Source organism: Streptomyces sp. NPDC048106, assembly GCF_040706415.1.
GTDB lineage: Bacteria > Actinomycetota > Actinomycetes > Streptomycetales > Streptomycetaceae > Streptomyces.
The window spans coordinates 140,392-164,083 of sequence record NZ_JBEZND010000009.1; the positions used below are offsets into that span (position 1 = coordinate 140,392).

24 protein-coding genes are annotated in these 23,692 nt (G+C 70.7%); 5 read left to right on the forward strand and 19 right to left on the reverse strand.

Annotated elements, in window-relative coordinates; all coding sequences use genetic code 11:
• The first annotated feature begins 1 nt into the window (after position 1).
• The 3 genes from AB0927_RS12190 to AB0927_RS12200 are packed head-to-tail and all read left to right on the forward strand — an operon-like array spanning position 2 to position 3,064.
• The gene (locus tag AB0927_RS12190) at positions 2-979 is read left to right on the forward strand and encodes an aminoglycoside phosphotransferase family protein (RefSeq protein ID WP_366667478.1); all 978 of its coding nucleotides are present in this window, start codon (positions 2-4) and stop codon (positions 977-979) included.
• Positions 976-1,728 carry an SDR family oxidoreductase gene (locus tag AB0927_RS12195; protein ID WP_366667479.1) on the forward strand — a complete coding sequence of 251 codons (753 nt, stop codon included), beginning with the start codon at positions 976-978 and terminating at the stop codon, positions 1,726-1,728. The genes AB0927_RS12190 and AB0927_RS12195 overlap by 4 nt, the downstream gene beginning before the upstream one ends.
• Before the next feature lie 19 nt (positions 1,729-1,747).
• Complete coding sequence (locus AB0927_RS12200) at positions 1,748-3,064, forward strand: aminotransferase class III-fold pyridoxal phosphate-dependent enzyme (RefSeq protein WP_366667480.1); 1,317 nt, start codon at positions 1,748-1,750, stop codon at positions 3,062-3,064.
• A 7-nt stretch (positions 3,065-3,071) separates the two neighbouring features.
• Here the strand turns inward: AB0927_RS12200 and AB0927_RS12205 are convergent, their stop codons facing one another.
• The 18 genes from AB0927_RS12205 to AB0927_RS12290 form a co-directional block, all read right to left on the reverse strand.
• Positions 3,072-3,488 (reverse strand): NUDIX domain-containing protein, encoded by a 417-nt coding sequence (locus tag AB0927_RS12205; RefSeq protein WP_366667481.1) that lies wholly within the window; start codon positions 3,486-3,488, stop codon positions 3,072-3,074.
• A 452-nt stretch (positions 3,489-3,940) separates the two neighbouring features.
• Positions 3,941-5,053: a hypothetical protein gene (locus AB0927_RS12210; protein WP_366667482.1), complete on the reverse strand. Its 1,113-nt coding sequence runs from the start codon at positions 5,051-5,053 to the stop codon at positions 3,941-3,943.
• Between the two features lie 4 nt (positions 5,054-5,057).
• Positions 5,058-7,103, reverse strand: coding sequence for a methyltransferase, FxLD system (fxlM, locus tag AB0927_RS12215; protein WP_366667483.1), 2,046 nt, complete (start codon positions 7,101-7,103; stop codon positions 5,058-5,060).
• 36 nt (positions 7,104-7,139) lie between these two features.
• On the reverse strand, positions 7,140-8,204 hold the full coding sequence (locus AB0927_RS12220) for a lanthionine synthetase C family protein (protein ID WP_366667484.1): 1,065 nt from the start codon (positions 8,202-8,204) through the stop codon (positions 7,140-7,142).
• A 2-nt stretch (positions 8,205-8,206) separates the two neighbouring features.
• The gene (locus tag AB0927_RS12225; protein ID WP_366667485.1) at positions 8,207-10,246 is read right to left on the reverse strand and encodes a lantibiotic dehydratase family protein; all 2,040 of its coding nucleotides are present in this window, start codon (positions 10,244-10,246) and stop codon (positions 8,207-8,209) included.
• An 87-nt stretch (positions 10,247-10,333) separates the two neighbouring features.
• Positions 10,334-10,519, reverse strand: a complete 186-nt coding sequence (locus tag AB0927_RS12230) for an FxLD family lanthipeptide (RefSeq protein WP_067230160.1) — start codon at positions 10,517-10,519, stop codon at positions 10,334-10,336.
• A gap of 133 nt (positions 10,520-10,652) precedes the next feature.
• Positions 10,653-11,120 (reverse strand): DUF6082 family protein, encoded by a 468-nt coding sequence (locus tag AB0927_RS12235; protein WP_366667486.1) that lies wholly within the window; start codon positions 11,118-11,120, stop codon positions 10,653-10,655.
• 74 nt (positions 11,121-11,194) lie between these two features.
• Positions 11,195-11,770 (reverse strand): DUF6624 domain-containing protein, encoded by a 576-nt coding sequence (locus AB0927_RS12240; RefSeq protein WP_366667487.1) that lies wholly within the window; start codon positions 11,768-11,770, stop codon positions 11,195-11,197.
• A complete protein-coding gene (locus AB0927_RS12245) occupies positions 11,767-12,417 on the reverse strand; it encodes a hypothetical protein (protein WP_366667488.1) in 651 nt (216 codons plus the stop codon). The genes AB0927_RS12240 and AB0927_RS12245 overlap by 4 nt, the downstream gene beginning before the upstream one ends.
• Positions 12,414-12,899: a LuxR C-terminal-related transcriptional regulator gene (locus tag AB0927_RS12250; RefSeq protein WP_366667489.1), complete on the reverse strand. Its 486-nt coding sequence runs from the start codon at positions 12,897-12,899 to the stop codon at positions 12,414-12,416. Before AB0927_RS12250 ends, AB0927_RS12245 begins: the two co-directional genes overlap by 4 nt.
• A gap of 24 nt (positions 12,900-12,923) precedes the next feature.
• A complete protein-coding gene (locus AB0927_RS12255) occupies positions 12,924-14,153 on the reverse strand; it encodes a cytochrome P450 (protein WP_366667490.1) in 1,230 nt (409 codons plus the stop codon).
• A 13-nt stretch (positions 14,154-14,166) separates the two neighbouring features.
• Positions 14,167-15,345 carry a cytochrome P450 gene (locus AB0927_RS12260; RefSeq protein ID WP_366667491.1) on the reverse strand — a complete coding sequence of 393 codons (1,179 nt, stop codon included), beginning with the start codon at positions 15,343-15,345 and terminating at the stop codon, positions 14,167-14,169.
• On the reverse strand, positions 15,342-15,932 hold the full coding sequence (locus tag AB0927_RS12265; protein WP_366667492.1) for an ATP/GTP-binding protein: 591 nt from the start codon (positions 15,930-15,932) through the stop codon (positions 15,342-15,344). Before AB0927_RS12265 ends, AB0927_RS12260 begins: the two co-directional genes overlap by 4 nt.
• Complete coding sequence (locus AB0927_RS12270) at positions 15,910-16,266, reverse strand: DUF742 domain-containing protein (protein WP_366667493.1); 357 nt, start codon at positions 16,264-16,266, stop codon at positions 15,910-15,912. Before AB0927_RS12270 ends, AB0927_RS12265 begins: the two co-directional genes overlap by 23 nt.
• Positions 16,263-16,673: a roadblock/LC7 domain-containing protein gene (locus AB0927_RS12275; protein WP_366667494.1), complete on the reverse strand. Its 411-nt coding sequence runs from the start codon at positions 16,671-16,673 to the stop codon at positions 16,263-16,265. Before AB0927_RS12275 ends, AB0927_RS12270 begins: the two co-directional genes overlap by 4 nt.
• A complete protein-coding gene (locus tag AB0927_RS12280) occupies positions 16,670-18,124 on the reverse strand; it encodes an ATP-binding protein (RefSeq protein ID WP_366667495.1) in 1,455 nt (484 codons plus the stop codon). The genes AB0927_RS12275 and AB0927_RS12280 overlap by 4 nt, the downstream gene beginning before the upstream one ends.
• Positions 18,124-19,968, reverse strand: a complete 1,845-nt coding sequence (locus AB0927_RS12285; RefSeq protein WP_366667496.1) for a glycoside hydrolase family 15 protein — start codon at positions 19,966-19,968, stop codon at positions 18,124-18,126. Before AB0927_RS12285 ends, AB0927_RS12280 begins: the two co-directional genes overlap by 1 nt.
• Before the next feature lie 228 nt (positions 19,969-20,196).
• Positions 20,197-20,694 carry a DUF6415 family natural product biosynthesis protein gene (locus AB0927_RS12290; protein WP_366667497.1) on the reverse strand — a complete coding sequence of 166 codons (498 nt, stop codon included), beginning with the start codon at positions 20,692-20,694 and terminating at the stop codon, positions 20,197-20,199.
• A 189-nt stretch (positions 20,695-20,883) separates the two neighbouring features.
• Here AB0927_RS12290 and AB0927_RS12295 point away from each other — a divergent pair, with 189 nt between their 5' ends.
• Positions 20,884-22,272, forward strand: a complete 1,389-nt coding sequence (locus AB0927_RS12295; protein ID WP_366667498.1) for a Tat pathway signal protein — start codon at positions 20,884-20,886, stop codon at positions 22,270-22,272.
• A gap of 72 nt (positions 22,273-22,344) precedes the next feature.
• The gene (locus tag AB0927_RS12300) at positions 22,345-22,842 is read left to right on the forward strand and encodes an SAM-dependent methyltransferase (RefSeq protein ID WP_366667499.1); all 498 of its coding nucleotides are present in this window, start codon (positions 22,345-22,347) and stop codon (positions 22,840-22,842) included.
• 280 nt (positions 22,843-23,122) lie between these two features.
• Here AB0927_RS12300 and AB0927_RS12305 read toward each other — a convergent pair whose 3' ends face one another.
• A complete protein-coding gene (locus tag AB0927_RS12305) occupies positions 23,123-23,584 on the reverse strand; it encodes an ATP-binding protein (protein WP_366667500.1) in 462 nt (153 codons plus the stop codon).
• Positions 23,585-23,692: the final 108 nt, after the last annotated feature.

Genomic DNA, 23,692 nt, shown 5'->3' on the forward strand with positions numbered 1-23,692 from the left:
GATGACCCTGCCGGCCCTGGCCGCCGACCACCCGCCCATCGAGCTGGCCCGCGTGGCCTTCACCCAGCTCACCGGGGAGCACGTGGAGCGCATTGCCCCGCTCTCGCGTGGCTGGGGCCACCTGTCATGGACCGTACGAACCGCCTCGGGCCGCTACCTGATCAAGACCGGGATACGGCGCCCGCACCAGTGCGACCTCTTCCGGCAGGTCGCCGCACAGCAGATCGCTGCCGCCGGCGGGGTCACCACGCCGCTCGTGGTCGCCGTCGGCGACGGCGGCGGCCCGCTCCAGCGCCCCTGCTACGTGCAGACCTGGATCCAGGGCACCGACGGCTCAACCGCCCTGGCCCGCCTCGACACTGAGGGAACCTCCCAGTTCGGCCGCGCTTTGGGACAAGCCCTGGCCGCCCTGCACCGCATACCCGGGCCCCGGTTCGCCGAGGACTGCGCTGGCACCGTCACCTACCCCTCCTGGCAGGCCGCGTGCACCGCCCGCCTTCAGCGACTGGTCACCGCGACCGAGAACGCCAAGGCCCTCCCAGCGCCGATCCTCTATGCGGTCGCCGACCGCCTCACCGCGCTCATCGACGGCCTGAACGGCGACATCACGCCCCGGCTCACCCATCGCGACGCCTACCTGCCCAACACCCTTCTGCTGAAAGACAGTCCGGACGCTGCGGGGCTCCTGGACTGGGAGGCCGCCGCGTTCTACGACCCGGTGTGGGACTTCGTGAAGCTCGGCATGTGGGTCTTCGACACGCACCCGCAGCTGCGCGGCGCGTTCCTTGCCGGGTATACCGCCCATGCCGCGTTGCCGGACGGTTTCGAGGAGCGGCTGACCGTCTACCAGGGCATCGAATACCTCGCTGCCTTCCCCTACTTCGGGGCGGCCTGGCCCGATGAGGCCATGCTGGACGGCTTCCGCAAGCTGCTCGCCGACTGGATGGACCGGCACCACCTGGCCGGGGCACGCTCGTGACCGCCCCGACCGGCGCCCAGGGGCCGGTGACGCTGGTGGTCGGCGGCAGCAGCGGCGTCGGCGCGGCCGTCGTCCGCCGCCTGCACGCCGACGGTCACCGCATCCTGGCCACCTACCACCATCACCCCGAGCGTGCCGACGCGCTAGCCGCCGACCTCGACTCAAAGCGGCGCCGTCCGGTCTTCGTGCCCGGGGTCCTCGCCGACCCGGGGGGGCCGGAGGGCCTCGTCGGGCAGGCAGTGGCCCTGTACGGGCGGCTGGACTCGGTCGTGCACTGTGCAGCCGTCATCGACACCACCCGGCTCGACGAGCTCACCGCCGCTGGCTTCGACAACGTGCTGCACACCAACGTCACCGCGGCCTTCTTGCTGTTGCGGGCCGCCGCCATGCAGCCGACCATGCGCGCTGCGGTGGTGATCTCCTCCATCGCCGCGACCTTCACCGGCCCGGACTCCGCCGCCTACGAAGCCTCCAAGGCCGCCACCTCGATGCTGACCCGGTCGCTGGCCGCCGCGTACGCACCCCGAGTGAGGATCAACGCCGTCGCCCCCGGCGCGGTGGAGACCGAACGCTCGCTGGCCGATCCCGGCTTCCCCCGAGCCATGCTGCAGGGCCGCATCCCCCTCGGCCGGCTCGCCGAACCGACCGACATCGCCAACGTGGCCGCCTTCCTGCTCGGCCAAGACGCCGCCTACCTGACCGGGCAGGTCATCACCGTCGACGGCGGCCTGTCCCTGAAACTCACCTGATACGCAAGGAGCGGTAGTCATGCACGAGTTGCACCCCCACGGCCGCACCGCCGCCGCGCGGCTACGCCACCTGGTCCCCGCCGGGGCGCACGCCTACAGCAAGGCCGCCGACCAGTGGCCCGCGACCGCCCCGCCCTTGCTCACCCACGGGGAGGGCGCCTTCGTGTGGGACGCCGACGGCCACCGCTACACCGACTGGTTCGCCGGCCTCACCTGCTGCCCGCTCGGCCACGCCCACCCCGCCGTCACCACCGCAGTCACCCGCGCCCTGCAGCACGGCACCGCCTTTCAGCTGCCCACCACCATGGAGCTGGAGGCGGCCGAGACCTTCCTCGGCCTGGTCGCCACCGGCGACGACATGGTCAAGTTCGCCAAGAACGGCTCCGACACCGTCGACGGCGCCCTCAAACTCGCCCGCTACGCCACCGGCCGCACTCTGGTCGCCAAATGCGCCGACCACCCGTTCTTCTCCACCGGCGACTGGTTCATCGGCACCACCGCCGCCTGTGGCGGCACCCACCCAGAGCCCGCCGCCCGCACCCTGAACATCCCCTACAACGACACCACCGCCATCGAGTACCTCTTCACCACCCAAGGCAAGGATCTGGCGGCGGTCATCCTGGAACCGGTCCGCTTCACCCCGCCCGACCCGGCGTTCTTCGCCCGGCTGCGGCAGCTGTGCACCCAGCACGGCACCGTGCTCATCTTCGACGAGACCGTCACCGGGCTGAAGTACCGCCTGGGCGGCGCCCGCGCCCTCACCGGCGTGCACCCGGACCTGACCTGCTGGGGCAAAGGCATCGGCGGCGGCCTCCCCCTGTCCGCCCTCACCGGCCGCCGCGACCTGATGGAACTCGGCGACCACACCCGCCCGCTCCCGGGGCAGCCGCCGCTGTTCCTGCTGTCGACCACCCACGGCAGCGACGCCGTGGCCCTGGCCGCCATGATCGCGCTGGTCACCGAGATCGCCACCACCGACGCCCTCGCCCGCGCGCACGCCACCGGCGCAGAACTCCGCCACACCGTGGACGCCCAGCTCGCACAGGCGGGCCTGGCCGATCACATCCGGCTGACCGGCTACGACTGCTTCCTCGGCCTCGAGACCACTGGAAACACCCAGGTCAACGGGCCACAGCTGAAGACGCTGTTCCTCGCCGAAGCCATTCGCGCTGGGGCTTTGGTACGGGGGATCTTCTACCCGACCGCCGTCCACACCGACGAGCACCTGGAACTCACCACGCAGGCAGTACGGCACGCCGCCGACGTCTGCGCTCGCGCCCTGGACGGCAACGCCGCAGCTGTCAGTCTGCCCGCCGCGACCCGCCGCCCGCTGTGACGGACGTCTATTCGCGGCTGGTGCTGTAGCCGGCACTGGCCTCCGCCAGCAGCGCGGCCACGCCATCCGGGTACCACGGCATCAGCGCGCTGGCCTCGTCCACCGGCACCCAGGCCGCCTCCACCACGTCATCGTCGTGGCCCCCGGCCGCAGGCTCCCCGGACAGCAACTCGGCACGGAAGACGGTAAACACGTCGTGCACCGCGGCGTCGATGCGCTCACTGACATGGACGACCCGGCCGGCCTCGACGAGGACGCCAGCCTCCTCCTTGGTCTCGCGGACCGCGGCTTCGGCGAGCGTCTCCCCGGCCTCGCGCCGCCCGCCCGGCAGGCTCCAGGTGTCCTTGTTGCGCACCAGCAGCACCCGGCCCCCGGCCGCGTCGCTCACCAGGGTGTACGCGACATCGACCCGCTCCGCAGACATTCACCGCATCCTCTCCGTCAGATGTTCTTTCTCCGATTGTCCCGGCTTGCGCGCGCCGCCGCAGGCAGCATCACGGAAGGTCGTACAAGGCTTTACCCAGGATATCCACAGCCTCCCGTTGGTGAGGAAACAGGGAGTGATGGGCTTGCTGCTGCGCCACGGTCGGTCGGTTCCTCGGTTTCGTTGAAGAGGGATCGGAGGGCATTTGGTCAGTGGGGGGCCTGTCGCGCGTATGACGCTGCAACGCGGTCCGAAGGTGTGGCTGGAAAGGCTGCAATATCGACCGCGTGTCATTCGGGCGTGTCGGGGAGCCCGCTGTTTCGTGCGTGGGGGAGCCCTGAGGGCGTGGGATCCCTGGTCTGGCTTGGAGCGGGTACGGGCAGGAAGTGGCCGAATCACCGAAAGGGCCAACCGGCTTGGGCAGTACGGCGGATCATCCCGGGAGCCTCCTCCTAGCTGGGATCTGGGCTGGCCTGCAGCAGGCTTTCCAGCTCTGTCTCGGCGTGGTCGACCGCGTTTGTCAGAGTCTCGTGGTGGTGGGCGGACAGGAGGCCGGATCCCAGACCGGCCGCGGCGATCACTGCGTTGAGTGCGTCTGTTGCCCCGTCGTCCAGGGCGGTCGCGGCGACGGGGTGGTGCAGTGCGTCTCGTGCGGCGTAGGCGTCGAGTCGGGCGACGCTGACGAGGGAGTCGAGTACGCGGGCGGTATGTCGTCCGGTGCGGTCCAGTTCCAGGGCTGACAGGCCCGTCCGGGTCTGGAAGGCGGCGGTCGGCGGATCGGGATGGGCAAGGAGCTGGAGGGCTTTTCCCAGGGTGCGGTCGAGGTCGGGTTCAGGAACGGGGGTGTCTTCGGGCTGGCAGTGGGCGTGCAGGAGGAGGGCGATGGCTCTCTCCCAGGGCTCCGTGGGCTGGGTGGTGTCGATCAGGTCGCGGGCCTGCTGGTCCAGGCCCTGCTCCATCAGGGCCATGGTCTTGATCTGTCGGCCGTCGAGGAGACGGTTGCCGATGCCGCGGTGCTGGGCCATGGCGTCGGCTGCCTCGGTCCACCGGCCGATTTGGGCGAGCGCGCGGGCGCCGTCCACGAGCAGGGTGACGTACAGCTCCTGGCACACCGTGCGGTGGTCCTCGTCCGTGCCGGTCAGGGCCGAGAGGTCGACGGTGCGGCCGTCGATGTCGGTCTTGTTCCGGTGTCGGGCAGCGTCGTTGAGGTAGTGCAACAAGCTGTAGGCAAGTTCGCCGTGGCCGGCACGAGTCTGCAGCCGGGAGAGGTTGACGAGCGGCATCAGTGACATCACGGCGACCCGTCCGCTAAGGCGTCCGGCATTGGCGAAGACCTGGTGCTGGCGCCAGCACAGATCCTCGGCCAGGTCGGGCAGGCCGATGTCGGAGGCAATGAGCGCGGCGTAATTGAGGACCCCGCAGGCGCGGGCCACCAGGTCGTGATGGCTCGCACCTGCGGGTGCGACGGTCAGCCTGGTGAGGTGGTTGATGCGCTCATTCAAGGGGAGTGCGGGCGCCTTGGTGCGGCGGACCAGGGGGATGCGGCTGGCTATCGCGGGGATCATCGGCTCAGCCCTTGCGCGTCCAGTCGACGACGAGTCGGCTGTAGGGCTTGTCGACGACGAAGCGCGGGTCGTTGGCCGTCAGCCGGTCACGGGCGTCGGCGACGGCCATCCGGAAGCCCGGTTCGGGAGCGTCGTTGCCGCCGGTCGCGTCCCAGGCGCGGATCTCGCTTACGACGCGCTCGGTAAGGTCGGCGCCGCTCTCGCCGTGGCCGATCACGCCGATCTCCCAGTACCGGCCCTTCTCGTCCTCGCCCTCCCGGATGGTCAGGTACGCGAGCGATCCGCCGTCGAGGGCGGCCATGGACCCCCATCCGAAGTGCGGTGTGAACCCGGGGCGCTGTCCCGGGAGGCGGGAGAGGCCGTTGGGCAGCACGCAGGCCAGGTAGAGGTATAGCCACTCCCACGCGGAGCCCTGCCGGAACTTCGCCCCGGTGTAGATCTTGGTCTGCTGCTGGTCGAGGACGGTACGCAGAGCGTCGCGGTCGATGTCCTGCTCGCTGAACGTCTCCAGGCGCACGTTGCCCTCGCCGGTCATCGGCACGAGGGTGTACACGTCGTCGCAGACGCCCTTGCGCAGCGGGATGAAGGTGGCCATCTCGCAGGAGACGGTCTTCCACGTGTCTCCGTCGCGTTCGAAGGCGAAGGAGCGGGAGATGCTGCCGCGGATGCGCATCGGCAGGACCAGGCGCCCTGCGGGGGCGAGCTGGTCGAGGATCTTCACGGGGACGTCGCCGGCGCCGACGGTGAAGATGATCCGGTCGTAGGGGGCGTGCTCGGGCAGGCCGGCCGCGCCGTCGGCCATCACCGCGGTGGCGTTGTCGACACCGGCTTCGGCGAGGTGCTGGCTTGCGCCGGCGACGAGGTCCTGGTCGACGTCGAGGGTCCAGACCTGCCCGCCGGGGGAGATGATCTTGCCGAGGAGGGCGGCGTTGTAGCCGGTGGCGGCTCCGGCTTCCAGGACCTTGTGACCGGGCTGGGCGCCGAGCTGTTCGAGCTGGGTGGCGACGATGGACGGCGCGGAGATACAGGAGATCATCTCCCCGTGCTCGTCGTGCTTGATCGGGACCGCGTCCTCCTTGTACGCGCTCTCCAGGTCGACGCCGGGCAGGAAGGCGTGCCGGTCGGTGGTGCGGAAGGCGTCGATGGCCGCTTGGCTGTGCAGGTGGCCGCTGCCGACGAGTCGCTGGGCGAGGGCTTCGCGCAGCTGGTTGGGGTCGGTCACGGGTGTCACGGTGGTCTCCATTCGAGGGAGGCTAGGGTCCGCCGAGGCGGACTTGCGGGTAGACACGTCAGCCCCTTCTCCGGTGGAGAAGGCGACGTGACGGCCGAGCCACGCGGTGGCGGCCTGCATGGGGGCAGGCACGCCCGCGCGGTTGAACGCGAAGATCGCGTGATGGGCGATGACGCCCCGGATTCCGCGTATCAGTCGGCCGTCGGCGGCGAGTCGGCGCAGCCGGCGGCCGGCGTCCTCGAACGCGGCAACGCGCTCGACCCAGCCAGCCTCCGGCTCCGGGCGCAGAGCCGCGTCCGCGTTCATCAGCCGCCGCATCGCGGAGACGGCTTGCTCCAGCGCGTGCCCCTGGGGCGGGGCGACGGCGGGCCGCAGGGCGGCCCACCGGGCGTAGACGTCTCCGGCTTCGAACGGGTCCAAGCGGGCCCCGCGGATCATGGCGGACAGCAGCATCACGCTTCGCTCGCGGGCGCCGGGGGTGCCGGTCTCGGCGAGCGTGGCCGGGCTGTCGGCGCAGAACACGTCGTGTGCGACCTGCATGCCTTCGGGGCCGCCGAAGGCATGGGTCTCCGGCTCGTAGATCCCGCTCGTCCAGCCGGTGATCACGCGGTCGGCAACAAGCTGGTCCAGCAGGCCGGTGGCGGGCTGCTCGGTGCGCAGGCGCACGCCGGCGTCCTTGCGCAGGAAGTGGAAGCGCCGCCCGGCCAGTGCGGTCGCGAGGGCCCGCGCGGCGTTGGCGGGCGGGTCGGGGAAGGCCACGGAGGCATGCCACCAGGACGTGTCCGCGGGGAGCGGCAGGTTCTCATCGTCGAAGGTCATGGGCAGGGAACTCCTTGCGAAGCGGCAAGATGGTGGTCAGGTGATCAGCAGGACGCGGGTCCAGCCGGTGGTATCGGTGGCGTCCAGGGCGAGTTGGGCTCCGCCACGGCCTTCCATGAAGCCCGGCTTGGGCAGGTGCTCCCAGTCGGCAGCCAGCCGTCGGTGCAGGTCCTGGATGATCGAGGTGAAGCGCGCAGGGCTGGGGCTGTCGGCGGCGACCGCGCGGGTGAGCGTCAGCAGACCGGCCCAGCCGTGGCAGAGGGTCGAGTCGGTGATACGGGCGAGCCGCAGCGGATCGGTCAGGATGGTCTCGACGGTGTTCTCGGCCGCCTGGCGGCGGGCGGGGTCGCCGAGGGCGAGCGCGGCGAGCTGTTGGGCGCGGGCGATGCCGGGCTGGCCGTAGCACCAGGACTGGCGGGCCCGTTCCGCCTCTGGCGGCTGCTCGGCGTTCAGGTGTGCTGCCGTGGACCAGTAGTGGGCGCCGTGCCGGTCGAGCCAGGTCGCGAACGTGCCGACTGCCTCCTCCTGGCCGGGGACGCTGACGCCGGCGCGCAGGGCGAGGGAGAGCACGGCCAGGGGCCCTGCGATGCCGTGGGCCATGCCGTTGTTGCCGTGCCCGCCGGCCATCTCTTTCCCGTCCGGGCCGACCGGCGACCACCACCCGGGCAGGATTCGGCCGTCGTCGCGGGTGGGGTGGGCGAGCGCGACGAGGCAGGCGAGTACGTCGGGCAGCCGGGGCGCGGTCGGGCGACGGGACAGCAGCAGCGCGGCGAGCCCGGTCAGGCCGCGGATGAGGTCCCATTCGGCCAGGTGGGGCAGAGCGCCAGCGGCCTGGCGGCGGTGGGCGGCGGCGAGCCGGGCGTCCACGACGCGGTCGACGGCCGCGCGGACGTCGTCGCTGGCCCCGTGGGCGCGGGTCAGGACGAATTCCAGGGCGGGTGCGCCGTGGAAGAGACTGGCGTTGCTTCCGGTGCTGACCCCGCGGGCGGTGGCCTGGGTGAGGTGGCGGCGGGCGGTGGACAGGTCATGGCGCTCGATGTCGAGCAGAGCCATCCCCAGGGCGCCCTCGGAAAGGTCCTGCGTACGGGGCACGGTCGTCATGGTTATGAGCGCCTGGCCAGGGGAACGACGATGCTGTGGGCCCGGCCGCCGATCCACCCGTCGGCGCCCGGCGGGGGCGCGTCGTGCAGGGTGGCGATGCCGAAGGGACTGGCGTCCAGGTGCGCGCGCAGGAGGTCCAGGTCGACATCGCGGGTGAGGTCGAGGGGCAGCTGCTGGTCGTCCTCGGCGAGCAGGACCCGCTCTGGCACCCTGAACCGGACACGCCAGGCGTGGAGTTGGTCCGTCCACTGCTGGAGTGGTGCGGTGCGGGCTGGCAGCGTGCGGCTGCGGATCTTCCACCGGGCGGCGGTGAGGATGGTGCGCCGGTAGGTGAGGGCCGGGATGAAGGGCAGGGTCCAGGCGGCGCCCCAGTCGAACCAGGTCACCTGCGGGGAGGTGGCCCTGCTGATCTCGCCGAGGAAGCGAGCCATCGGTGGGGTGTAGCTGTTCCACAGGAAGTTGATGGCGGTGGGGGCCAGCAGCTCCAGCGGCTTGCCCGTCGCGGACTCCACCAGCTGGGGGCGGCCGTCGGCGACGGTGACCGACAGATCACGGGGGAAGAGGACGTGTGGGGCGGGGCGGCGGAATTCGCCGACGCTGACGATGCGGGATAGGGCCTGGGGCGCGCGGGTGAGCAGGTCGGCCGGTACCCGCCCCGCGTGGAAGGAGAGCTGCGCGAGTTCCGCCTCCGGATCGACGGTGGGCAGGTTCGCGTATGCCTCCTCGACGCCAGGGAACAGGTGCCAGAACCGGCCGGTCATCGATCCGGCCGAGCGGGAGACGGTCAGCACACGCAACTGGAAGTCGCCCCGGTCCAGGGCCGGAACAGAGATGGCATGGACCTGTGCGGCCAGTTCGAGGTGGGGCGCCAGGTCGTGGGGCTTGTCGCCGGCCGCTGCTTCCAGTTCTTCGATCATCGCCCCGGTCAGCGCGACGGTGCGGCTGCCTTCGGTGGCGGCGGTGCCGGCCAGCTCCAGCAGCAGGCGGTCACGCCGGGACATCGGCCGGGGCGGTTCGCTCGCCGTGACGAACCCCGCCGGGAAGCCCACGCCCCGGTCGGGATCCGTGGCCGCGTCCACCGGCACCACGGTGTTCTCGCCGTAGCGCTCGGAGAACTGCTCGATCCACCGCCGCCAGGTCGGCGTCCCGTTCGGATGGGTGACCAGGCGGGCCAGGACGGTCGCAGCGGTCTCCACTTCGGTCAGCACCTGGCCAGGCAGCCGCACGTCGGCGTCCAGCCGCAGGTCGCACGCGGTTCGCAGGCCGGCTGCCCGAGCGCGCGCTGCAGGCGGTAAGGCGTCGGTGGGGTCGGCGACGGTGGCGGGCGCGCGCAGCGAGGAACGCAACAGCCGAACCCGCAGCAGTTCACCCAGCAGCCAGTCGCGCGCCGTGCCGCTCGCGGCGGGGAACTCCGCGGCCAGCTTGTCGGACAACTGGCGGTATCCGATCGGCGATCGGGCCAGGTCGAGGACGAGACGCAGTGCGGGGCTGAGGGTGAGGCGGAACTCGGCGTCGCCCTCGGAGGGCACGTGGATGTGCTGGCCGCGCTGTCGGATCAGGGTGTTGACGCAGACCTCGGCGTCGGCCATGCGCGCCGCGTCGCTCTCCCAGGTGCTGAGCACTTCTTCGAGTCCGGCCGGCTCGGGGCGGGCCACAGCCTGATGCTGCTCGCAGATGCGGACGGACGTGGTCTGGGCGAAGCCGAGCGGGGCGACGCCGGCGAACAGGCCGTAAGGCGTGGAACGGCGGGCGTAGCGGATCGCGTAGCGGGCGGTGGACAGCGCCGCCCGGCGCATCCGGCGCACCTTCGGTGTGCGGCCGTCGATGATGGCCTGCACCTGGTCCGCCAAGCGAGGGCTCGCCTGCGACACGCTCTGGCGGAAGTCGGTGTCGGACCACACGGTGCTCAGCCACGCGCGCCACTCGTCCACGGATGCCGCGGTCGACGGCCAGGGCGGCATGGCGGGCTCGGTCGTGTGGACCGCGGCGCGCAGCATGGCCTGCCCCGCGGCCTCGTACAGGCTGGGCCGGTGCCGTGTCATCAGGCTCTCCTCATCTTCTGTATGGCGGGCGGGGCGGGCCGGGCGGGGGAGAGCCCCGTCCGGCCCGCGTTGCCGGGGTGATCCGGCTTACGAGGTGGTGCAGGCGCTGGGGCAGGAGCTGCCGCAGGTGTCGCCCGTGCTGCACATCAGGACCGTCTCGGTCGCCGGCGTGCCCTCGATGAAGGTGATGTCGAGCCCGAACGGGTCGTCGTCGGTCTTCACGAGGTCCGCCTGCGCGGGAGCGGTCGGCCTCTCGGCCTGGATGGCGGTCATGCATGCCTCCTAGGAGTGATGGATGGTGCGGGATGCCGAGGCCCGGACGGGCCCCGGAGTCTGCTGCCGGACGGCGACGGGGCGGTGAAGTCGCCTGAGCTGTCGCACGCCTGGAGGTCGGTGTGTGGTGCGGTCAGACTGCTTCGGGCTGCGTCTGCGGGTGTTTCTTCGCGGCCTGGTCCAGCAGCCGGGTGAAGTGCTCGGCCCGCTCATCGCCCTCGGCCTCGCGGGCGCGGAGGTCGCCGAAGCGGTGCCAGTAGCGCCGGCAGACGTCGCTGCTCATGATCAGCGAGGCGTAGAACGGGAGTTGCCCTTCGCGGACGAAGCCGAGGCGGTCGCGGAGGCTGAGCGCGCAGATCAGCTGGTTGGCGTTGAGCAGCTGCATGTACTCCTCGACGTTGATGTCCGCGGGTGCCCAGAGCTTGGCGAGGTCGGCGTTGGTGGACACCTGGGCCAGCCAGTCGAGCTGGTTGCGGGTGACGGCCGCCTCGTTGCGCTCGGTCTGGTGCTGCGCGTCCTGCCTGAGCCGGGCGGCTCCGACCACGGCGGTGGTGAGGGAGACGGCAGCACCGGCAGCCAGGACGGCGGTGGTGAGCTTCATCTGTCAACGATCCTTTCGCAGGGTGGAGTTGCGGCCGGGAGGCCGACTGGTGGAGAAGCTGGGGTTCCGCTTCTTCACGCGGCCCCCGTGAGGACGACGGTCGGGGATTCATCGGCAGAGCCGTCAGGGGCGTACCGGCGGCGTACCGCCTTCAGAGCGACAGCGATCGGCGGCAGACCCACGGTGGCCCTGCGTGCGTCGACTGACTCCGGCGCGCGCAGCGGGCACAGTTCGATGCCGTCGTCGCATAGCTGGTATTGGGTGCCGTACTCCTGGTGGCGCCTGCTGGTGATGAGGGCGCGGTCGTGCAGGCGTGCCCAGTGCTGGACCAGCGCGTCGCCGGCCTGGACCGCACGTCCCAGCAGGGTGGTGGCGGCGCGCTGGAACGCGGGGTCGTCGTCGCTGTGCAGGGCGATGCTCCACGCGGCACGGGCCGCGGTGGGGCCGACGAGGCGGTGGCCGGGCCAGTCGTGCTCGCCCAGGATGCGGCGCAGCACGTTGGTGTTGGCGTGGTCGGTGTGCCGGGCCCGTCCGAGTTGGACGGCGTCGAGCTGGTCGCGCACGCGTTTGGCCCGGTACGCGGCCGATTCCGCGGCGCGGGCGATCAGCTCGCGGGCGAGGTCGGGCCGCTGCGGTTCGTCAGTTGTCACATGCTGCTCCGATTATCCGGGGTCGGCTGCGGCGCGTGGACCTGGCAGCTGATCAGCGGGCGGAGCCTGGGGCGGTGCTCGGCGGGGAGTTCGAGGCGGGCGACTCGGTCGCCGTCGCGTCCGGGGCCGGATCCGCGCACGTCCCAGCCGATGTCGGTGAGCCGACGCAGGAGGGCAGCGAGGGGGTTGGCATCGAGAGCGTGGCGGGCCAGGGCCTCGGCCCGTACGACGTGGAGGTCGAGTCGGGCGGCGAAGTCGGACGCCCACAGGGTGATCAGGCGGGCGATGTCATCAGCCTGGCCGGGCAAGGTGTGGACACAGCTCAGGTAGAGGCCGGGCCGCTGACCCCATCCGAGGTCGGGGTCATGCTCGGGGATCATGCAGGCCAGCAGCCTTCCGTCTTCGTACAGTCCGGCGGAGAGGGTCTGCGCCTCGCGGAACTGCGCGGGGATGTCAGCTCGGGCAGGTACGGGCAGGCCGCGCATGGTGAGCCAGTGTTGGCGGTTCTGGACAAGGGCGGCAGCTTCTTCGCGCTCGGCGTCCGTGCTGAGCGTGCGCATCTCGTATGCGGCGGTCGGCGGGGCCGGAGCGAACGGGAACTGAGGGGGGCACTCCTGGCTGGTGGTGGAGGCCGTCGGCCGGGTCACTGGCTCGCTCCGCTTCGCTTCGTGTGGGCCTGCTCGGCCAGCAGCAGCTTCCAGCCGTGAGCCAGGACCACCAAATGGGTGGTGTTCTGTGCTCCCGTGTCGGCGAGGAGCTGATCGAGCGCGGCGGGCAGGTCGGCCGTGACGAGGTTGGCGGCGCGGGCGATGTACAGGGGCTGGCTATAGGTGGTGACGGCCTTGAGCAGGCTGAACTGCTCGGGACTGAGGACCGGAGCGGCTCGCTGCGGTGTCGGGGCGATGACCACTTCGGCGTCGAGGAGGTGGTGTGCGACGACGGCGAGGGAACAGCGTTCGGGGCAGCGCAACGTCCAGCGCATGCTGTGCAACTTGGAGTTGACGGTGCCCAGCTTGAGCTGGGCTGCGGATGCGATCTCGCGAGCGTTCAGGCCCTTCACCACATACGCGGCGAGCCGCCGTTCGGACGGGGTGAGGCGCCGCGTTGGGAAGGGGTCGGGGGCGGTCATGGCGAGCTTCCTCGTTGATATCGATCAGATGGTCGTCGTGGGGCACAGGCGCACGGGGACGGTGGTGTGGCCGTTGCTGATGAGGCTTCGGAGACGCGGCAGGTCCTCGCGCTGGGTGGCGAGCTGGGCGTCGGGAAAGCGCTCGAAGAACAGGCGCAGGGCGGTGGCGACTTCGAGGCGGGCCAGCGGGGCGCCGAGGCAGAAGTGGACGCCGTGCCCGAATGTGAGGTGGGCCTTGCTGGTTCGGGTGGCGTCGAACTGGTCGGCGTTCTGGTGCAGGTCGGGATGCCGGTTGGCGGCGGCGTAGGAGGCGAGGATGGCTTCGCCGGAGTGGATGGTCTGCCCGTCGGGGAGCGGGATGTCGGTGAGGGCGTAGCGCAGGGGAAGGTGCTTGACCGCGGGCTCGTACCGCAGGGTCTCCTCGACGATGTCCTGCCAGGTGCACCGTCCGTCCCTGACGTGGGCAAGTTGCTGCGGGTCGGACAGCAGAGTGGTGAGGGCATGGTCGATGACGTTGACGGTGGTCTCGTACCCGGCGCTGATCATCAGCAGGAGCGTGTCGCGCAGTTCGGCGTCGCTGAGGGCGGAGCCGTCGCCTTCCTCGTCGCGGGTGGCGATCAGCAGCGAGGTCATGTCCTCGCCGGGCGTGGTGCGTTTGCTGGCGATGAGGGCATCCAGCAGGCCGTAGAGGGCGGCGGTGTTGGCCGTCTGCTCTCCGGCGGTGAGGTGGGTGGCGAACACGTTGTCGACCACCGTGCGGAACTTGGCGCGCTGGTCGGCGGGGACGCCCATGAGCTGTCCGATGACGGCGATCGGCAGCGGGTAGGCGAGGTGCTCGCGTAGGTCGATGCTTTCCCCGGGCGGGAGGGCGTCGAGGGTGTCGAGCAGGCCGGTGACCAGGGTCTCGATGTCAGCCTGGAGGGTGGCGGTGCGGCGGGCGGAGAGGGCGGGGGCGATCATGCGGCGCAGGCGGCTGTGGTCCGTGCCGTAGGCGGTGAACATGTTTTCCACCGCGATCCACAGGGCCAGCGGCCAGGTGGGGACGGTCTCGGCGAAGGCCGGCCAGTGGGCGCGGCCGTCCTTGGAGACGTCCTTGCTGGTGAGGAGCTGCTTGAGGAGGGCGGGGTCGGAGACGGACCAGGCGCGCACGCCGAGGATGTCCACGAGGGTGGCGGGGCCGCGCTCGCGCAGGGCCTGGTGTTCGGCGTCCGGGTCGCTGCCGGCGGGGTCGAGGACGAGTATCTGTTCGGGCATGTCGGGGTCTCTTTCAGCTGGTGGGGAAGGTGACCGGCAGGGTCACCAGGGAGCGGTGGAAGGGGCCGGGGCGCCAGGTGAGGTCCTCGCGGCGGGCGTCGAGGTCCATCTCGGGCAGGGCGTCGAGGATGTGGAGGATGGCGGCTTCAGCGATGAGGTAGGCGTGGGAGCTGGCCGGGCAGCTGTGCGGGCCGGCGCCCCAGGCGAGGTGGGCGCGGTTGCCCAGCGGCGGGCGGGCTCCCAGGTCGGGGTCGTTGTTGCAGGCGGCGTAGCTGATGACCACCGGCTCGTCGGCCGGGAGCAGGTAGCCGCCGACATCGGCCGGCCGGGGCGGGTAACTCATGGAGAAGTTCGCGAGCGGGGGGTCGCGGTACAGGACCGTGTCCAGGGCTTCGCGGACGGAGGCGTCTCCGGCGTGGAGGTCCCCAGAGAAGTCGGGGTTGGTGAGCATCTCCAGGAGCGTGTTGGTGATCAGGTTGGTCAGCGGTTCGATGCCGGCGCCGTAGAGGGTGATGAGCTGCTGGCCCAGTTCGGTGTCGTTGAGCTGGGCGACGTGGACCAGGAGCCTGCTGGTCACGTCGTCGCCGGGACGCTGGCGGCGCAGGGCGACGAGGTCGGTGACGGCCTGGGCGAGGATCTGGTTGCCGATGGAGGCGTTGACCCCGTCGAAGATCTTGGACATGCCGTCCGCGATCCGCTGCCCGACCTCGTCGGGGCAGCCGAGCAGATAATTGAGCGTCCTAAAGGCGAGCGGCCAGGCGTACTGGGACAGCAGGTCGGCCTTCCCACCGGTCTTGAAGGCATTGATGGTCTGGGCGGCGACCTGCTCGACGTGATCCCGCAGGGCATGCTGGTCGACGGCCCGGAGCGCGGCGGTGTTGGCGGCCCGGTAGCGGGCGTGCTCACCGCCGGAGGAGCGCAGCGCGTTGGGGCGGTACTCCATCATCGGCCGGATCGGGCAGGTGTCCGGGACGGTGGTCTGCCACCGGCGCGGGTCGGCGGGGAAGCGCTGCGGGTCGCCGAGGATACGGCGAGCGTGCTCGTAGCCGACGACCAGCGTGGCCGGCACGCCGGGCGCCAGGTCCACCGGGACCAGCGGCCCGAACTGCTCGCGCATACGCCGGTAGAAGGCGTGCGGGTCCTGGGCGAAGTCCGGCTCGTACAGGGAGATGCGAAGGGGCGCGGTGCTCACGGTCGGGGCTCCAGACGTGCGAGGTATTCGGTGAGCTGGATCAGGGCCTGCATGCAGGACGCCCGCTCGCGGGCGTCGCACACGGTCAGCGGGGTGTGTGCCTCCAAGGCGAGCGCCTCGTGGATCTCGGCGAGCGGGTAGCGGGGTGCGCCGTCGAACTGGTTGAGGCAAACCGCGTACGCCACGCCGGCCTCTTCGAGGAGGGTGAGGATCTCGTGGGAGGCGTCCAAGTCGCGGGGGTCTACGAGGACCAGGGCGCCGAGGGCGCCGGTGATCAGCTCCTCCCACAGGAACCGGAACCTGGCCTGTCCCGGTGTGCCGAACAGGTACAGCACCAGGTCGTCGCCGAGGTGCTTGCGCCCGAAGTCGACGCCGACGGTGGTGGTGCTTTTCTCCGGCGTGCGGGCCAGGTCGTCGATCAGGGCGCTGGCCTGGGTGATGGTTTCTTCCATGTGCACGGGCGGCACTTCGGAGACGCTGCCGACGAAGGTGGTCTTGCCCACGCCGAAGGCTCCGGCGACCACGATCTTCGCGGTCGCCGTCACCGTCGGCGCGACGAACCGGTCAGGCGTGAGCGCGGAGGCCATGAAGGACCCTTTCGATCAGTGAGGCGGGAGGACGGTCGTCGTCCTGGGCTTGGGCGAGGGTCATCAGCCCGAGTCCGATGAGGTCGGCGACGAGGATGCGGGTGGTCGAGGGCGGCAGGGCGAGGTCGGAGGCGATCTCGGCGACGGCCAGACCGCCGCCGCGGGCGCCGGCGAACAGAGCCAGCAGGCGGCGTCCGTCGGCATTAAGTCCGGGGTGGGTGCCGGTCGCGGCGAAGACCACGCTCTCCAGACGCACATCCGTGCTGGGGCGTGTACGTCCGCCCGTGCGGACGTAGGGCCTGACCAGGTCGGGATCCTGCCGCGGCCTGCTCATGCCGGCGGTGCTTCCACGCCGCTGGTCACCCGGGTTTTGACGCCCAGCTGGTCGCCGACGCTTCCCGCCAGCCGCAGGGCGGCCTCGCCGATCACACCGATGTCGACGTGGGGGCTGCTGGTGCGGACGGCGAGCATCGTGTTCTCCCCGGCGGGGATGAGCAGGGAGATGTGGCCGACCGACTCCATGACGAACTGGCGCACGCCCCCGCCGCCGGTCTCGTGGTCGTAGGCCCGGGACGCCGCCCACAGCGTCGAGGTGATGGCGGCGATCTTCTCCGCCTGCTCCTGCGGGAGGCGGGGTGTGTAGTCAGGGCTCATGCCGTCGGCCGCGACGAGCACGGCGTACTCCACGCCGTCGGTCTCCTCCAGGCGCGCCAGGAGCCAGCCGATGTTCTTCTCGCTCATGCTTCGTGTCCTTGCTCGTCAGGGATCGGGGAGGGGGTGGCGTCAAGTTCGGCGCGTGCCGCCTGGGTGCCGCGGGCCCAGGAAGCGATCACGCTCGCGCGTCCCGGTTCCGCGTTGACCGGGCGGCGGGCGGGAGCAGGCGCCGGCGTGCCGCGCCGGTGGCGCCGAGTCAGCCCGCTGGCCGTCGTCCCGGCAGCGGCCGGTGCGTCGAGGCGCTCCTCTGCCGGCGGGTGCGCCGGGAGGGGCACGGGCTGCGGTCCTCGCGTCGGCGGGGCCAGTGCCAGGCGGCTTTCCGGGACGGGGGCGAGCGCGCCCTGCGGTACGCTGTGCGCCGCCTGCGCGGGCGCGGCCTCGGCCACGGTGGTGAGGAGGCCCTCGGGCAGGGTGAGGAGCGCGCGGGTACCCAGCAGCGCGTTGGGGGCCTGGACGTCGACCCGGAACCCATAGGCGCGAGCGAGAGCGGCGGCGACCCGGAAACCCGTCTTGGGCAGGGCGCCGAGCCGTGTGATGTCGTCGCAGCGCTGGCCCGTGAGGACGTCCCGTGCCTCGTCCAACTGCTCCGGTGTCATCTGCAGGCCGCTGTCGTCCACGATGACGGTGACCCCGTGGTGGCCCTGCTCGAAGGAGACGTGGACGCGGGACTGCGGCGGGGAGAACCGCAGCGCGTTGTCCAGCAAAAGGGCGAGGGTGTGCACCACGGGCCCCACGGCATGGGTCTTCACCGCGAGGGGCAGCTCCTGCGGCGCCACCCGCTGGTAGTCCTCGACGTAGCCCATCGCTGCCCGCACCACGTCGGTCAGGGTCGTGGTGGTCCAGTGCCGGGTCAGCTTGCCGCCGGCCAGGACGGTCCAGCCCTGCGCGACCAGCAGCGTCTGCTGGACGGTGCGGTCGATCCCGGTCAGCGTCTCGAAGGCGGCGTCGTCCTGATGCGCCCGGACCCCCTCGCTGACCTTGCGGCTGGTCCGGGCGGCCATGCCCACCAGCGCCGACGACACGCTGCGCACTGCGGCCTCGGTCGACCGCACGGCGTTCGCCTGCACGCGTGCGATCTCCGCCTGCGCGTCGGTGTGCGAACGGCGCAGCTCCTCCGCCCCGCGCGTCTTGACCCGTTCGATCTCCTGGTGCGCGGTGTACTGGATGTCACGGACGGTGGCCTGGACAAGGCCGGCGGTGGCCTTGGCCGCGAGCTCCAGCCGCTCGCCGACCGCAGTGCCGGTCAACTCCGGCGCCACAACAGACGAAGCAGCCCCGCCGCCAGTCTTGTGGATCCGCGGCAGCACCTCGTGGACCAGCCGGTGCAGGGCCTGCTCGGTGGCCTGCTGCTCGCGGGCCAGGAGATGTACCTGCTGTCGTGCCGCGAGCAAGCGGCGACGGGTGACCCAGGCTGCCGCTCCGGCGACGACGGCCGCGAGGGCGAGCAGGACGAGCGTGGTGATGGCGAGCGTGTTCATCAGGCACTCGCCGCCACGAGGACGTCCGCCTCGGCCGCAGGCGCACCTGCGCCAAGTTGCTGCAGCAGGAGCGCGGATCCGATGATCCCGATGTGGCTGTACGCCTGCGGGAAGTTGCCCAGCTGCCGCCCGCTGGTGGGGTCGTACTCCTCGGCGAGCAGGCCGAGGTCGGTGCGCAGGGCCAGCAACCGGCTGAACAGCGCGTGGGCTTCGTCCAGGCGGCCGGTCAGGGCGAGCGCGTCGACCATCATGAACGAGCAGAGGAGGAAGGACCCCTCGTTACCGGTCAGGCCGTCGACCCCGGCGCGCTTCCCGGCGGTGCGGTACCGGTGCACGAAGCCCTCGGGGGTGGACAACTGCTGGCGCACCGCTTCCACCGTTCCGACCACGCGCGGATCGTCCGGCGGCAGGAAGCCCACCCGGGGGATCAGCAGCAGCGCGGCATCAACCTCCGGCGATCCGTAGGACTGGGTGAAGGTGTTGCGCTCGGCGTCGAAGCCGCGCGTGCACACCTCATGGTGGATGGCCTCGCGCAGCTCGATCAGCGCGACCAGGTCGGCTTCCATGGCGCCGGCCTCGACCAGGCGGATGGTGCGGTCGACGGCCACCCAGATCAGGATCTTGGAGTGGACGAAGTGCCGCCGCTGTCCGCGGACTTCCCAGATCCCCTCGTCGGGCATCTGCCACCGCTCGGCCAGGTGCTCAACGAGCCGCTGGTGGAGGACTGCAGTGTCCCCGCACGGGGCGACGCCGCTCGCGTGGGCGAGGTAGAGGGTCTCGATCACGTAGCCGTAGACGTCGAGCTGCACCTGGTCGGCCGCGCCGTTGCCGATCCGGACCGGCGCGGAGTTCTCGTATCCGGGCAGCCACCCCAGCTCCCGCTCCGGCAGATCCCGCTGGCCGGTGATGCCATACATGATCTGCAGGTTCTCCGGATCGCCGGCCACCGCCCGCAGGAGCCACCGGCGGAAGGAGTCGGCCTCCTGGCGGAAGCCCGCCCCGAGCAGCGCGGCCAGGGTGGTGGAGGCGTCGCGCAGCCAGGTATAGCGGTAGTCCCAGTTCCGCGCGCCGCCGAGTTCCTCGGGCAGCGACGTGGTCGGCGCGGCGACGATGCCCCCGCTGGGCGCGTACGTCATCGCCTTCAAGGTGATGAGCGACCGGATGACGGCGTCACGGTAGGGCCCGGTGTAGGTGCACTGGCTGGTCCAGCTCTCCCAGAACGCCAGGGTCTCCTCCAGCGCAACTTCGGGTTCCGAGATCTCGGGCGCGCATCCGTGGGACGGACTCCAGCTCAGCACGAAGGCCACGCTGTCCCCGGCGCCGACCGTGAAGGAGCCGACGATAGCCCCGTCCTTCTCCTGCTGCTCGGCGGCCGTGTCCAGCCACAGCGCGTCCTCGCCGCCCTCGGCCACCATGCGCCCGCCCACCTCGTGGACCCACGGACTGATACGCCCATAGCCGGGGCGGGCGCGCAGCGCCGACATCATGGCAACCTGACCGGCCTTGCCTTCCACGATCCGGATCACCTGCGGCGCTCCGTTGCGTGGCGGCATGAAGTCGGTGACCGTCACACTGCCGGAGGAGGTCGTCCACACCGTCTCCAGCACGAGGGACTCGCCGACATAGCGCCGCTCGGCGCTTGCTGCGTCACCCTCCTGGTAGGCGGCGGCGGGGGCTATGCGCCATGCCCCGTGCTTCTCCGAACCGAGCAGGGCCGCGAACGGGGCCGGCGAGTCGAAGCGGGGCAGGCACAGCCAGTCGATCGAACCGTCATCGCAGACGTGGGTGCTGGTCTGCATGTCGCCGATCAGGCCGTACTGCTCGATGCGCGGAAGCCGTTTCATCGTGTGGATCTCCGTGAGCCCCGCAGGGACGGGGTGGTATCGGGGCCGCCGCAGCGGCCGGGAACGGTGGGCAGAAGGCAGGTCGGTGGCCACCGAGTTGGGGGGGAGCGTTGCCGGGCGGCGGCAGGTCCTCGACGGCTCGTACAGGGCTCGCCGCCCGCTCGCCGCGAAGCACCAGCCAGGCCGTCGGCCCAAGGACCAGAGCAATGACGACGGCACCGGTCACGGTCACGTCCGCGGCACCGAAGCGGCGAAGACCAGACAGGCCAGGGCGAGGGCGAAGACGGCCCCGCGCAGCACGTTGACCGTCGGCTTCCGCCAACGCCGCCCGCCCTCCACGCTGATCGGCCCGGGACCGCCGCGTTCCACATAAGCCATCAGCTCCTGGACGGCCTTGGCGAGCCTGACCAGATACACCCGGCTCGCCATGAAGCCCTCGGGAACGCTGTCGGAGCAGAGCCGCTGCGCGCGCAGCAGGGCGGGAATCCCCGGAGCGGTCCGTGCGCCCAACTGGGCAACATGGCCGCGCAGAAGACGAACGAGATCTTCCACATCGGCAGCGCTCGCGGGCAGCGGCGAACCCTCGCCCAGCACGAGCGTCACCGTCTCCGACGCGGCCACCACGTGATCGCGCTCTGGCGCCGGCGCCTCGGTGACGGGCGCTCGCCGCCCGCGCCCGCCCACGGGCTGGCTGTCACCTCGGTGAGGGTCCAGCGAAAGGCGCATGGCACAACTCCTGTTCGGATCAAGCCAAAGTGAGCTGAGATCATCGGCCGGAGCCGACGCTTGGTGTGCGAAGTGAGTGATCTGGCAGCTACGTTGAGCGAACCGTGAATCCCGTCCGAGGGGTATGCCTGTGCGGCTGGGAAGGCCGTCAAAGGCGTCAAAGATCATTTCGGAACCGAGGGGCAGTCCATGGCCCGTGAACGAAACGCCGCTTTCGCCGCACTCCTGCGCGAAGCAGGCTGGTCCCAGCCGCAGGCAGCCGCCGCTGTTGCCCGCGTGGCCGCGGAGTGCGGAGTGCGTGAGCTGGAGGCGATCTCCCGCTCGCACATCGCTATGTGGGTCCAGGGCACGAAGCCGAGTGGCAGAGCGCCGCATATCCTGCGCGAGACGCTGTCCCGCAAGATCGGCCGCCGCCTCACCCTGGCCGACCTCGGACTGGAAGAAGAGCCGACAGGCACGACCGACACCGGATCCGACTGGAGCGTCGACCCTCTGACCGCACTGGCCGAGCTTGGAAGCGACGATCTCGACATGCACCGACGCAAGCTGCTGGCCACCGCCGCATACTCCGCGGCCGGCCTCGCCCTGCCCACCACGTCGTGGTGGGCAGCCGCCCCCGCTGCAGCGGCGAACCGCCGACCGGTCTCCTCGCGCTCGGTGACCCAGGCCGACGTCGACGACGTCCGCGACCTTACGGTCTACTACTCCGCGCGCGACCAGCAGCGAGGCGGTGCATCCGGCCGCAAAGCCCTCGCCAGCCACCTGCTCGACGAAGCGGTACCGCTGCTCGGCGGACGATTCCGTACAGATCAGCTCCGCCGCGACACGTACTCCGCCGTCGCGGAGATGACATACCTCGCCGGCTGGATGGCCTTCGACGCCAGCGAACACCGCACCGCCCAGCGCTACCTCACCATCGCCGCCCGCATCGCGGCGGAAGCCGGAAACGGCCCGCTCGGCGGCCATATCCTGCGTGCCCTCGCCCACCAGGCCGTGGACCTCGGGCATCCACGCAGGGCGCTCGCCCTGGCCGACGCCTCGATGTCCCGCGACCGCTACGGCCAGGCCAGCCATCGTGAAAGGGCGCTGCTGGCAATCGTCCACGCGCGCGCACTCGCGGCCGACGGCGACAGGGCCGGCACCCTCGCGGCCATAAGCCGCGCAGAGCGGGACCTCGCACGCGCCGACACCAACGAAGCGCCGGTCCGCGTCGGCTTCTTCCAGGAAGCCTCCCTCGCCCACGAGACGGCCTGCGCTCTGCGCGACATGGGTCAGCCCCTTGATGCCGAGATCCACTTCAAGCGGAGTGTGGCCACGCGCCGACGTCAGCAGTTCGCCCGCACCCACAGCGTGACGCTCGGCTACCTCGGCTCGGTGCAGGTCCAGCGGGGAAGCCTCGACGAGGCGTGCGCAACCTGGAACGAAGCACTCGACGCTATGACAGGTATCCAGTCCGGCCGGGCGCGTGACGTCATCGTCCGCATCCAAAGCGACCTCTCGCCACTCCGGCAACGCGGAGGCCGCCATGTCACCGAAGTGGATCACCGGGCACGCGGCATGCTCCGGGCCATAGGCTGATCGCGACGCGGACATTCGATGTCCCACGGCAGCCCGCGGACCAGCATCCCCTATGGAGAGGAACCAGTACCGGTGACGACGTACGAAGTCGGATCGATCGCAACGGTCGTCGGCGGCCACACCCACGTTCAGGACGACTACCAGGGCGGGGTCCAGTCGGTGATCCGACTCAACGAGGCATACCCCCTGGAAGCGCTGCAAGGTATCGACGAGTTCTCTCACCTGACAGTGACGTGGCGCTTCCACCTGGCGCAGCCCGAGGACATCCAGCTCCACGCCCGCAGCCCGAGGGGCAACGCGCAGTGGCCGGCCACCGGAACGTTCGTCCACCGAAACCATCGGCGCCCCAACCAGTTGGCTGTCAGCTACCCGAGGCTGTTGGGCGTGGACGGCCGCGACCTTCTGGTGACCGACCTCGACGCCGTCGACGGGACGCCAGTGATTGACCTGGCCCCCTATTTTCAGGAAATGGGGCCCCGAGGCTCCGTCCGCCAGCCGGCCTGGCCGGGAGAGATGCTCGTCGACTACTGGCGCGATGCAGCGGAGCGCCTGAAGGCAGGCTTGTCGTAACTGCACGACGCTGAAGCCCCTGCAGGCATACATCAGGCCCTGCCCGCGGGGATACGGAAGGCAGACCAGGAAGTACGAGAGTCCTCGCCAGCGCCTCTCTCCCAAGAGAGGTTACGCGCGAGGGCCGGGCCCCAACCCGAAACCGTATTCGAGTTTTCCGAACTCAGCGTCGTTGGCGATGAACCGCCGTCGGCCTTCGCGTTGGCCCTGTGGAAGAGCGGCGAGTGCCGGCACATGGTGGTGGTCCTTTCGGGTCTCGTGGGAGGCAGGGCTGTTGCGGCTACGCGGAGCGCAGGATCGTGGCCCAAACGTCTTTGCCACGTGCAGTGGACGAGCAGCCGTATTTGTTGCTGAGCTTTTTGATCAGCATCAGGCCGCGACCGCCCTCGTCGTTGCCGCCAGCCGGGACGGGGACCGGAAGCCGGGGGTGCGGGTCACTGACGCACAGGAAGACCCCGTCGGGGGTGCGGGTGAGGACAACCTTCACTGGAACCGAGGATTCATCCTCCTTGCGGGCGTGCTGGAAGGCGTTCGTCAAGAATTCGGACGCAGTGAGAGTGACCCGCCAGTCGAGTTCGGCCAAGCCCCACAGACGCAGGCACGCACGGACGAGGTCACGAACGCCCGAGACGGCAGCGGCTGTCAGAGCGACGTCGATTTCGCATGTTCCCGATTGCGTGCGCAACGCAGAGCTTGTGCCATCGATAACGGGCTGTTGAGCCTCCATCAGATATGCCTTCACGGGGAGTCCCTCGTTCGACGAAATCTCTCCAACCGGCGCCGGATGCGGTGTGTACTGGGGTGGCGGCCGTGAGCAACCATTGAGCCAGGCCGCCAGGACCGCGTGCAG